Source organism: Bradyrhizobium sp. LeoA1Lang (assembly GCF_055413685.1).
In genome coordinates, this window is record NZ_JBVAPG010000248.1 from 1 (window position 1) to 8,306 (window position 8,306).

Annotated in this window: 9 protein-coding genes; 4 read left to right on the forward strand and 5 right to left on the reverse strand. The window is 63.9% G+C overall.

Annotated elements, in window-relative coordinates; translation table 11 throughout:
- Positions 1-195 precede the first annotated feature (195 nt).
- Positions 196-879, forward strand: a complete 684-nt coding sequence (locus ACZYOF_RS40490; RefSeq protein ID WP_463702846.1) for a polysaccharide biosynthesis/export family protein — start codon at positions 196-198, stop codon at positions 877-879.
- A gap of 135 nt (positions 880-1,014) precedes the next feature.
- On the opposite strand, the gene ACZYOF_RS40495 is transcribed toward ACZYOF_RS40490, so the two are convergent.
- From ACZYOF_RS40495 to ACZYOF_RS40505, 3 genes are read right to left on the reverse strand one after another with little or no spacing between them, the layout of a single operon-like run.
- The gene (locus ACZYOF_RS40495; RefSeq protein ID WP_463719246.1) at positions 1,015-1,689 is read right to left on the reverse strand and encodes a dienelactone hydrolase family protein; all 675 of its coding nucleotides are present in this window, start codon (positions 1,687-1,689) and stop codon (positions 1,015-1,017) included.
- 58 nt (positions 1,690-1,747) lie between these two features.
- Entirely contained in the window at positions 1,748-2,098 is a 351-nt protein-coding gene (locus ACZYOF_RS40500) for a hypothetical protein (protein ID WP_463719247.1), read from the reverse strand.
- Positions 2,095-2,883 (reverse strand): alpha/beta fold hydrolase, encoded by a 789-nt coding sequence (locus ACZYOF_RS40505; protein ID WP_463719248.1) that lies wholly within the window; start codon positions 2,881-2,883, stop codon positions 2,095-2,097. Before ACZYOF_RS40505 ends, ACZYOF_RS40500 begins: the two co-directional genes overlap by 4 nt.
- Before the next feature lie 210 nt (positions 2,884-3,093).
- Between ACZYOF_RS40505 and ACZYOF_RS40510 the strand changes: the two genes are divergently transcribed.
- Positions 3,094-4,191, forward strand: a complete 1,098-nt coding sequence (locus ACZYOF_RS40510; protein WP_463719249.1) for an HD-GYP domain-containing protein — start codon at positions 3,094-3,096, stop codon at positions 4,189-4,191.
- Positions 4,192-4,327: 136 nt separating this feature from the next.
- Here ACZYOF_RS40510 and ACZYOF_RS40515 read toward each other — a convergent pair whose 3' ends face one another.
- Complete coding sequence (locus ACZYOF_RS40515; RefSeq protein WP_463719250.1) at positions 4,328-5,902, reverse strand: AMP-binding protein; 1,575 nt, start codon at positions 5,900-5,902, stop codon at positions 4,328-4,330.
- 190 nt (positions 5,903-6,092) lie between these two features.
- A complete protein-coding gene (locus tag ACZYOF_RS40520; RefSeq protein ID WP_282531291.1) occupies positions 6,093-6,512 on the reverse strand; it encodes a VOC family protein in 420 nt (139 codons plus the stop codon).
- 137 nt (positions 6,513-6,649) lie between these two features.
- On the opposite strand from ACZYOF_RS40520, the gene ACZYOF_RS40525 reads away from it, so the two are divergent.
- Together ACZYOF_RS40525 and ACZYOF_RS40530 are read left to right on the forward strand one after the other, a co-directional pair.
- Positions 6,650-7,624 (forward strand): Bug family tripartite tricarboxylate transporter substrate binding protein, encoded by a 975-nt coding sequence (locus tag ACZYOF_RS40525; protein ID WP_130583408.1) that lies wholly within the window; start codon positions 6,650-6,652, stop codon positions 7,622-7,624.
- 120 nt (positions 7,625-7,744) lie between these two features.
- Positions 7,745-8,020 (forward strand): DUF3551 domain-containing protein, encoded by a 276-nt coding sequence (locus ACZYOF_RS40530; protein ID WP_282531293.1) that lies wholly within the window; start codon positions 7,745-7,747, stop codon positions 8,018-8,020.
- Positions 8,021-8,306 lie beyond the last annotated feature (286 nt).

Sequence of the window (8,306 nt, forward strand, 5' to 3'; positions counted from 1 at the left end):
AGATACGGTCCCATTGCGTGTCGTTCAGAACGAGCCGATCCAGAACCCCCAAGGCTTCCTCCTAAAAGAAAGCCTTGAATCACGTTCCGTCTGATTTGAGAATCCCAAGAGTCCACACAGCCTAGGCTGTCTCGCTTTTCAGGGATGGCCATGGTGCGGGTTGCGCGCGCGTTTCGATTGCCGATCACTGCTGTCATGACTGCGCTCGTGCTGTCGGGCTGCATGCGCACGAGCGGTCCTGTCGCGGTCGCGCCAGCGCCGGCCGATCTCGACTCCATGGCCTATGGCGGGCCTGCCAGCCCTGCGCCGGTCGCGGTCGCCAGCAGCGGCGGTGGCGCAGTCGGCGCGCTTCGCTCCGCCTTTGCCGCTTCACCGCGCGCGGCCTACGCAGCGGCGCCCGGGGCTGGGGTCCGCTACGACTCGGCCTACCATCTCGATGCCGGCGACCGGCTGCGTGTCGTGGTCTACGGCCAGGAAGGTCTCACCAATACCTACGCGATCGACGCTAGCGGCTCGATCACCATGCCGCTGATCGGGCAAGTGCCCGCGCGCGGCAGGACGACGTCGGGGCTCGCAAGCGAGATCGCGGCAAAGCTGCGCAGCGGCTACATCCGCGAGCCTTCGGTCGCCGTCGAGATCGAGGCCTACCGTCCGTTCTTCATCCTCGGCGAAGTCGCCGCGCCCGGACAATATCCGTACGTGCCTAACATGACCGTCGAAAGCGCCGTGGCGATTGCGGGCGGCTTCTCGCCGCGCGCCAAGCGCGACATGGTGACGCTGACGCATACCGATGGCAACGGCTCGGGGCGCTACACGGTGCCGCTCGGCACGCCGATGAGTCCCGGCGACACGGTGTTCGTCGGCGAGCGGTGGTTTTAGGCGACACTCTCTCCACTCGTCATTCCGGGGCGCGCGCAACGCGAGCCCGGAATCCATCGGGCCACAAAACGTGCGGATGAATGGATTCCGGGCTCACGCTGCGCGTGCCCCGGAATGACGGCAGAGAGCTGTGCGCTATCCCTTCAAATGCTTCGCAAAAAACGCCAGGCTGCGCGGCCAGGCGATGTCGGCGCTGGCCTTGTCGTAGCTTGCCCGTTCGTCGCAATGAAAGCCGTGCTGCGCGCCGGGATAGATGTGGACCTCGACGTCGGGCCGCTTGGCCTTGATGGTCTCGACATCGGTCAAGGGAATGCCAGCGTCCTTCTCGCCGAAGTGCAGTTGCGTCGGCACCTTCGGCTTGTCGTCGGCAAAGCGGACGATGGCGCCTCCGTAATAGCCGACGGCCGCCTTCAGGCCCGTCAGCTTGGTCGCCGCGACATAGGCGACGCTGCCGCCGAGGCAGAAGCCGATGATGCCGACCGGGCCGACATCCTTGGCGGCATCAATGGCAGCCTGGGTGTCGCGCAGCGTCGCCGCCCAATCCGGATTGGCGACGAATTTGCGCGCGATCGCGATTTCCTCCGGCGAATAGCCGCTCTGGAAATTCGGCTCGCTGCGGTCGAAGATCGAGGGCGCGATCGCGACATAGCCGTCCTGGGCGAGGCGGTCGCAGACCGAGCGGATGTGGTGGTTGACGCCAAAAATCTCCTGGATCACCACGATCGCTCCCTTTGGCGCCCCGGTGGGGTCCGTGCGGTAGCCGCCGAGTTCGAAACCGTCCGAAGCCGTCAGCGTGATATCTCGTCCCATGGGTCATCCCTTCTCGTTGGAGGGTTGCAATTCGGGTTCGCGAAACAGCAGCGGCTGATTACCGCCACATCCAGTTTTGGCCCCAATCGGCCTTCCAGCCGGCGAGCCGCCCTTTGCGGAACTGCAGGAAGAGCCGGTCCTTGTGCGGGAACAGCCCGCTGCCGCCGAGGTCGCGGAAGGTGAGATAGATCTCATTTCCGGGACGTCCTCTGATGTAGGTGAGGGGCGTGCCGAGCGCGCGCGACGTCTCTTCCACGTCCATCCCAAACACCAGCGGCGCGCTGTTCGACAGCGTCGCTACGAAGGTGGATGGCGCAGGAGCAGGCCCGCCAAATGGCGGCAGGTGCTGCGCGCAGGCCGGTTCCGCGGCGGCGGCGAGCACAAGCAGTGTCGCGGCAATCCTCCTCATGACGCAGCCTTCTGCGCCGACTTGGCCTCGAGGCTATCGAGGAACGGCAGCACCGCTTCGATGAAGGCCTGTGGCTGATCGATATTGACGGCGTGGCCGGCTGCCGGGATCACGACCTTCTGCGCGCCGGGAATCTTGGCCGCCATATAGTCGGAGGCGGCGAGGAACGGTGTGTCGTCGGCGCCGACCACGATCAGCGACGGCACCTTGATATCGGGCAGCGACTCGATCACGCGTGCGTCGCGCTGGGTCAGCATGCCGCGCGCGGCAAGGGCAAGACCCGAGGCATCGCGGTGCGTCACCGTCGAGCGCTCGCGGCTGAACGACTTCAAGAGATCGAGGCCTTCGCGCTCGAACTTCGCTGCGGTGTCGTAAGCGCGCTTGTTCCAGGCTTCGCGAGCGTCGTCCTTCTTGAAGCCGGGTCCGGTGTCGATGATCAAGAGCGCGCGCATCCGCTCCGGATGGGCGCGATAGAACGCAAGCGACATATAGCCGCCGAGCGAAAGCCCGCCGACGATCGCCTTTTCCGCGCCGACCGCGTCCAGCAGCGCGGCCATGTCGGCCACCGTCAGGGCTTCGCTATAGGCCGCGGGATCGCTCGGATAATCGGACTGGCCGTGGCCGCGCATGTCCCACAGCACCAGCCTGTGGCGCTTCGACAGCGCCGCGACCTGCCCCTGCCACATCGCCGAGGTCGATGAATAGCCGTGGGTCAGGAGCAAAGGCGGGCCGTCGCCATGGACCTCATAATAGATTTCGACCCCATCTCGCTTGATTTTCGGCATTGCGTTTCCCCGAGTAGATTCTGGCAGTGATGCTGCGCAATCATCCTAGCGCGATCTGTTCCCGGGTGGGAAATGCGGAAATGGAAGACCCGATCGTTAAAATTCTAGCATTGGCGCTAGACCGCTGTTCATCACGCCTATTAAGCCGCAGGGAACCCATTCTCGGCTAGCCTGGGTTGTCGATCGTCATTGCGAACGCCCAAGGATTTCATGACAGCGTTAGCCAACAAGAATTCGCTAAGACGCCGCTTGTTGCTGGCGTCGGATCGAGGCGACCAAAGCAGCGAGCTGGCCAGAATTTTGCGGTCCGTCGGCGAGGTCGACACCATCTCGACCGCGGAGATTCCCGAGAAGCCCGCGGATAATCTTTCGGGCATCGTGGTCGACATCAACCTGCGTTCGCCCGAGAGCGTGCAACTCGTGCGCAACAAGCTCAGGACGGAAGCCTATCGCGAGATGCCGCGGCTGTTCGTGCTGCAGGACGCATTGCACCACGCGACCATGCAGGCCTGGGCGTTAGGGGCCACCGACACGATCTCGCGTCCGTTCGACGCTGCCGGACTGTTGCAGCGCATCCGCGCCGCGTTTCCGGACGCAGACGGCTACGATGAAACCGATCGCGGCAAGGCCCTGAACCGCGGCGTCGAGGCGGCGCATGCGGTGATGGTCAAGATGTTCGAAAAGCTGCCGGCCGGCGAGCCCCTGCAATTCAGCGATATCGTCGCCGCCGAGCGCAAGATCCTGAAGGCGATCAAGCACTCATCCTTGCGCGAATGGCTGACCATGGTCGGCTGCCATCACACCGACACCTATCGTCATTGCCTGTTCGTGACCGGTTTTGCGGTGGCGTTCGCGCAGCACCTCGGCATGCGCGAGGACGACCAGCGCCGCCTTGCGCGCGCGGCTCTGCTGCACGATGTCGGCAAGGCGTTCATCCCGACCTCGATCCTGGACAAGCCGACCGAATTGACGGCGGACGAGATGGCCGAGATGCGCGAGCATCCGCGGCGCGGCTACGAGGCGCTCTTGGTCCAGGGCGGCTTTCCGCCTGAAATGCTCGACGTGGTGCTGCACCATCATGAGATGCTGGACGGCTCCGGCTATCCGACTGGTCTCCACGGCGGCCAGATCAGCGACATCGTGCGGGTCACCACCATTGTCGACATCTACGCCGCGCTGGTGGAGAGGCGCGCCTACCGGCTGCAGTTCACCCACGCCAAGGCGTTCGCGATGATGGAAGACATGGGCGCCAAGCTCGACCAGCAATTGCTGCAGGCGTTCCGCCCGGTCGCATTCGGGCATTATTGATTCCGACTGCTCAGCCGTCATTGCGAGGAGCGCAACGACGAAGCAATCCATCGGCTCCGCAAGCGGCACTATGGATTGCTTCGCTACGCTCGCAATGACGTGGAGAGACGTTGCCCCGAAATAGCGAGTCGGCGCCTCACTCCAGCATCTTGCGCAATTCGGCTTTGGCGACCTTCTCCAGCGTCGAGCGCGGCATGTCGTCGACGAAGCGGATTTCGCGCGGCACCTTGAAGTCGGCGAGTGCGTTGCGGCAGGCGGCCATGACATCGTCATGCAGGTCGACGGGTGCGATGCCGCCTTGCGGAATGATGAAGACCACCGGCACCTCCTCGAGCATCGGGTGCCTCTTTGCAACCACCGCCGCCTCGCGCACGCCGGGCACCACCGCAATCACCTGCTCGATCTCGGAGGCCGCGACGTTCTCGCCGCCAACCTTCAGCATGTCCTTGGCGCGGTCGCCGAATTTGACGAAGCCGTGCTCGAGCAGCGTGACGCGGTCGCCGGTCAGGAAATAGCCGTGCTCGTCGAAGCTTTCGCGGGTGGCCTTTTCGTTGTGCAGATATTCCTTGAACAGCGACAGTCCGGGAATGCCCTTGATCGAGAGATTGCCAGTGCCGCCGACGTCCGTCGCCGAGCCGTCATCATTGGTGATGCGGATCGAGTATTCGCTCGCCGCGCGGCCGATCGACATCGGCGTGTTCGGCTGGTCGACCTCGCCGACAATGCCGTGGGTGATGGTCTCCGTCATGCCCCACCAGCCGATGGTTTTGACGCCGAATGCGGCAAAGGGCGGCGGCTCGCACACCGCCGTGCCCCAAAGCCGGAACTTGTGGTTGTCAGGAATCTCGTGCTCCAGCAGCGCCTTCATGCAGAACGGAATGGTCGAGGTCCAGGTGCAGCCATGCTCCAGCGCGACGCCCCAGAACCGGCTTGCGGAAAAGCGCGGCTGGATCACGCAGGAGGCGCCGACCCAGAGCGTCGCCAGCATCGAATAGGCGAGCGCATTGGTGTGGAACAGCGGCAGGTAAATCTGGTGCACGTCGCCGGCATGCAGGTCCTCGTGCACCGCATTGACCTTGGCGCCCCACAGCGCATTGGCGTGGGTCCACAACACCGCCTTCGGGCGCGACGTCGTGCCGGACGTGTACTGCACGCTGCAGGGAGCGAGCGGATCGGCGGCGCGGCGCGGCCGGTCGGCGCTGTCGGCGAACAGCGCCTCAAAACTGTCGCCGCGTGACACGGGCTGTGCCGGCGCGGCGCCGGCGTTATGCGAGATCACGGCGATCCAGCGCAGGTCGCGGCAATTGGCTGCGATCGATTCGGCATAGGCCGGCTGGGTGATTGCGGCAACCGCGCCGCAATGGCCGGCGAAAAATTCCATCTCGGCGGCGGCCGAGCGCGTGTTGGTGGTGACCGCGATCGCACCAAGCTCGACGCAGGCGAACCAGGCCAGCATCGCCTCGATGCAATTATCCAGATGGATCAGCACATATTCGCCGGGCGTGACGCCGCGTTTTGCGAGCCCCGCGGCCAGCGCGCCGACGCGCTCGTGAAATTCGCCATAGGTCCATTTCCGCGCCGGCGCCTCGAACGGCGCCCAGATCAGGAACGGGTGATCGCGCCGGATCTCCGCGCGCATCCGAAGCAGCCACGGCACGTCGAGGCCTGCGAACGGTCCCACGATACCAGGTGCTGCCTGTGAATTGGTCATGCTTCCTCCCGCGCAGCCTTGCTGGCTGCTTTCGTTCTTATTCCAGAAGCATTTGTGCCACCGGATCGTACGGCGGGCAAATATTACGGGCGGATTCCCTCCACGTCATTGCGAGGAGCGCAGCGACGAAGCAATCCATGCCCCCGCAAGTGGAGAAATGGATTGCTTCGCTCCGCTCGCAATGACGGTGCTAGGAGGCATCATCCTCATACGACGAAATCTCGATCAGGCTGCCGTCTGGATCGCGGCAATAGACCGAGCGCAGCATGCCGCGCGCGCCATGCCTGGCCACCGGGCCTTCCTCGATCTTGACGCCGTTGGCCTTCAGATGTTCGACGACCTCGTCGGGCGTGCTGGAGGTGAGGAAGCAGAGGTCCTCGCTGCCGGGCGTCTCATGATCGGCTGTGAACCAGTCGATCTTGGAGGCATCGCGCGGCCGCACGTTGATCTTCTGGTTGCCGAACACCAGCGAGGTCCGTGGCGCCTTGCCTTCACCCGGATCGAACACCTTGACCTCCATGCCGAGGATCCTGCTGTACCATTCGGTGGAACGCGCCACGTCTGACACGTTGATCACGAGATGGTCGAGCGCGTTCACCTTGACGGCCATGGCCTCATCCTTTCGTCGCGGTCCAGCGCGCAGGGTGCGCACTGGCTGTCCAATGCGTAGTTTGTTACAACGCACGCCGTCATCAGTTCAATAGAAACGGACCGGAGTGTGAACCCGGCCATATCGGAGGAAACTACATGATTTCACGCCGTACTGCGCTTGGCCTGATCGGTTCCGGGATTTCGACATTCGCGATCGGCCGCGCTTCGGCAGCGGCGGACTATCCGGCACGGCCGGTCCGCTGGATCGTCGGCTATCCGCCGGGCGGCGCCACCGATATCCTGGCGCGCCTGATCGGGCAGCGGCTGTCGGAAAAGCTCGGACAGCAATTCGTGGTCGAGAACAAGCCCGGCGCCGGCAACAATATCGGCACGGAAGCTGCGATCAACGCCGAGCCGGACGGCTACACCGTGCTGCTGGTAAACCCTGCGAACTACATCAACGCCACGCTGTATGCGAATCTGAAGTTCAATTTCGTTCGCGACATCGCGCCGATCGCCTCGTTCCAGCGGGTGCCGAACGTGATGACCGTCAACAAGGACGTCCCGGCCAAGAACGTCGCCGAGTTCATCGCATACGTGAAAGCCAATCCCGGCAAGGTGAACATGGCCTCATCAGGCAATGGCACCTCGGTGCATCTCTCCGGCGAGATGTTCATGGCGATGAGCGGCGCCAAGATGCAGCACGTGCCCTATCGCGGCGCGGCGCCGGCCATCACCGACCTGCTCGCCGGCCAGGTGCACGTGATCTTCGACAACATGCCCTCGATCATCCAGCATATCCGCTCCGGCTCGTTGCGGGCGCTCGGCGTCACCACGGCGGAGCGTTCGCCGCAACTGCCCGACGTGCAGGCCGTCGGCGAGACCGTCAAGGGTTACGAGGCGAGCGCCTTGTTCGGCATGGGCGCGCCAAAGAACACACCGAAGGAGATCATCACCAAGCTCAACAGCGAGATCAACGCTGTGATGGCTGAGCCGGCGATGAAGACACGTTTGGTTGAACTGGGCGGCGAGCCGCGCATCCAGACGCCGGAAGCGTTCGGTGCGGAGATCGTCGCCGAGACCGAAAAGTGGAAGAAAGTGGTCGAGGGCGCCGGGCTGAAGGTGGAATAGGACGCAAGCGCGCATCATCCAGAACCTTCCTGCGGCATCGTGGTCTGAACCTTGACGCCGGCCACGCGACTACGCAGATGCAGGCAATGGTCAGCCTCGCCAAGGCGAAGGAGAACGACGATGCGCAAACTGATGTTGGCAATGCTGGCCGTGACGGCCGTCGGGGCGGGTGTCACCGCCGGCTCCGCTCCCGCCGCGGCCTACGACTATCCCTGGTGCGCCCAAGGCCGGGGTTTCGGCATTCCGGGCGACTGCTCGTATCAAACCTATGGTCAATGCATGGCGAGCGCGTCCGGCCGCAACCTCTATTGCAACATCAACCCACGCGTAGCCTTCGGTCAGCAACAGCCGCCGCGTCGCGGTCGCGTGCATAGGGACTACAATTATTACAACTGAGCTTATGAACGGCGTGCTTCGCCGTGCCTACCGGCCAGCGCCTTCGCGCTGTCAGTTGATGTGCCCTCTCCCCTTGTGGGAGAGGGCTGCGATGGTATCGGCAACAAATTCACTTGGGTGAGGGGTTCTCTCGACGCGCACCGTCGCCCGCGGAGACAACCCCTTGTATCTGCACGGGCATGATTTGTGCGATGGAAGCGATTTAGCGTCTTGGCCGGTGGCCACCGGCCAAGACGCGTGGCGAAGTCGCCCGTTACCCCCTCCGGCCACAACCGTGGATGAGCTT